This window comes from Falsiroseomonas sp. RANM36 (assembly GCF_056682175.1).
The window spans coordinates 656,461-659,077 of the sequence record NZ_JBWXTD010000003.1 but is presented as its reverse complement, the minus strand read 5'-3'; the positions used below and the strand labels follow the sequence as shown (position 1 = coordinate 659,077).

Genomic DNA, 2,617 nt, shown 5'->3' with positions numbered 1-2,617 from the left:
CCCGCCCCCGCGCGGTGGGGGGGGGGGCGGCGCCGCTGCGTTTCACCGACCCCCGGCCGGGCTACCGCCCGCCGGCGCGCGCGGGCGCCGCCTCGGGCGGCGCGTTGCGATAGGCATCCAGCTCGCGCGCGGTCGGGATCGTGCGCACCTCGCCCTTCGCGTCGCGGAACTCCAGCACGACCAGGTTCAGCGCGCTGTCGATGCGGACGCTCGGATTGGGCACGGGCGGCGCCGGCGACGCCTGCGCTTCCTCTGAGGCGGGGCGCGGCGCCTCGGGCTGGCGGGCGAGTGCGCGGGGCGGTGCGGGGGCGGCGGGATCGGGGATCATGGCGGCACGACGAATCCTCGGCGCCATCCTGGCCTGCGACACCACGCGGGGGATCATCGCGCGGCCATCGCTCAGCCTATGCGACGACGATGAAGGAAAGGTTGAGCCCGGCCCGGTTTGACGTGCCCGGCCGGCGGGCCGAAGGTGGACCCGGAAGCCCCCGTGTTGTCTCGTCTGCTCGATCCCCGCTCATTGCCCTATCTGTGGACCGCCGCGGCCGCCGTGCTGGGCGGCACGCTGTTCTCGCTGCTGCACATCCCGCTGGCCTGGATGCTGGGTGCGATGGCCGCGACCGGCGCGCTGGCCTGGACCGAGCGCGCGGCGGTCGCCAAGCCGACCCGCCCGGTCGCGCTGATCTTCCTCGGGCTGGGGCTGGGGCAGACCTTCACCCAGCCGGTGATGGCGGCGCTCGCCCTCGCCCTGCCCTGGCTCGTGCTGGGCGCCTTCCTGGCCATCATGGCCGGCGCGCTGACCGCGCGGGTCTTTGCGCGCATGGCCGGCACCGATTCGGAGACCGGCTACTACGCCTCGGTCCCGGGTGGCGTGATCGTGATGGCGATCCTGGCCCAGCGCGCCGGCGTCTCGGTGCCGGCCGTGACGCTGGCGCAGACCATCCGCGTGATGGTGGTGGTGGTCGTCGTCCCGCCGCTGGTCACCTGGCTCGCGCCGCATGGCGGCGCCGGCGTCTTCTTCACCGAACGGCCTGCGGTGCATCTCGGCGGCCTGGCGCTGCTGGTGACGCTGGGCACGGCGGCGGCGCTGGCGATGACGCGCACGGGCCTTGCCAATCCCTGGATGATCGGCCCCTGCGTGCTGGTGATCCTGCTCTCCGCCTTCGGCCTGCTGCCCTCGGGCGTCCCGGTCTGGATGGTGAATGCGGCGCAGATCGGCATGGGCATGGCGCTCGGCGCGCGGATGAGCCGCAGCTTCATCCTCTCCTCCCGCCGGGTCGCGCAGACGGCGGTGCTGACGACGCTGCTGCTGATCGCGCTGATGGCGCTGCTGGCGATCGGCCTCGGCGCCGTCTCGGGCCTGCCGCTGGCCGCCGTGGTGCTCGGCATGTCGCCGGGCGGCATGCCGGAGATGACGATCACGGCGAAGGCGCTGGAGGTCGGCGTGCCGCTGGTGCTGGGCTTCCACCTCGTGCGCACGCTGATCTGCAACATCTTCGTGCTGCCGATCTGGCGCCTGCTGGTGCGGCTGCGGCTGGCCTGAGGACGGCCAGCCCCTCCCGCGTCAGCCCGCCGGGTCAGCCGGCCTGGAAGCGCAGCCGCCGGTGCAGCCACTCGCGATAGGCCAGCATCGGCCCCGGGCCCGGGCAGAGCGTCGCCAGCACGTCGGCCGCCGCCTGCGCATGCACCCGATGGGCGCCGGCCTCGGCCGCATCCGGCTCGTTCTCGCCCCACCGGCGGGCCGCGGCGCGCCACAGCGCGACCGAATCGGCCGGGGTCAGCGCCGGCAGCACCACCACGGCGCGCGCGCGCAACGCCGCTGCGGCGGCGCGGCAGCCGGCCAGCAGGTCGGGATGCGACGGATCGGCCAGCACCTCGGCCAGCGTCGGCACATCGGGCAGCAAGGGATCGCGTCCGCCAGCCGCGAGATCGAAGGCAAGCCAGGGCGTCAGGCCCAGCGCCGCGGCCCGCGCGCCGGCCTCGGCGCCGACCAGGACCATCGCGTCGGCCGAGCCCACCGCGATCGCCGCTTCCGGCGCCATGGCGGATGGCAGGAACACCGGCGTAGCGGCGCGGCCGAGCAGGTCGAGCGCGAGCAGGCCCGCAGCCTCCGGCGCGCCGGGGCCGGGCAAGGCGAGCCGCGCCGGATGGGACGCGGCCAGCGCACCGCGGCCGGCGAGCATCGCGGGCGCCAGGCTGCCGGTGACCGCCGGCCAGGGCCGGGGCTCGAAGCGGGCGCGCGGGTCGCCGATCAGCAGCGCCTGCGCCGCCTGGCCCGGCAGTGCCAGCAGCATCCGCCCATCGCCGGGCGTCGCCACGGCAAAGCGGTTGGCGGCGGTGATGCCGTCCGCCCCGCCGAGCACGCTGACGCGCATGGCGGTGGCATGCACCAGGCCGCGCGCCAGGCCGCGGGCCGCGCGCTGGGCGTAGCTGGCGGCGGCACCCTCCTCTGGGCCGGGGGCGAGCAGCGTGGCGGCTTCCGGCACGGTCGTCGCCGCCGCCAGGGGGCGCGCCGCTGCCGCGGCCAGAAGGCCGCCGATCACGCCCCGGCGGGTGGCGGATGGATGGGTCATCCCTTTGGCCTCCCCTCGGTTCACGGCGACACCTAGACCCCGCG

3 protein-coding genes are annotated in these 2,617 nt (G+C 76.0%); 1 reads left to right on the top strand and 2 read right to left on the bottom strand.

Annotated features, from left to right (window positions below):
* Positions 1 to 61: 61 nt before the first annotated feature.
* Positions 62 to 328, bottom strand: a complete 267-nt coding sequence (locus tag AC1MIR_RS07940; RefSeq protein ID WP_480027635.1) for a hypothetical protein — start codon at positions 326 to 328, stop codon at positions 62 to 64.
* 162 nt (positions 329 to 490) lie between these two features.
* Here AC1MIR_RS07940 and AC1MIR_RS07935 point away from each other — a divergent pair, with 162 nt between their 5' ends.
* Entirely contained in the window at positions 491 to 1,543 is a 1,053-nt protein-coding gene (locus AC1MIR_RS07935; RefSeq protein WP_480027634.1) for an AbrB family transcriptional regulator, read from the top strand.
* 34 nt (positions 1,544 to 1,577) lie between these two features.
* Here the strand turns inward: AC1MIR_RS07935 and AC1MIR_RS07930 are convergent, their stop codons facing one another.
* A complete protein-coding gene (locus AC1MIR_RS07930; RefSeq protein ID WP_480027633.1) occupies positions 1,578 to 2,573 on the bottom strand; it encodes a hypothetical protein in 996 nt (331 codons plus the stop codon).
* Between the last annotated feature and the right edge of the window lie 44 nt (positions 2,574 to 2,617).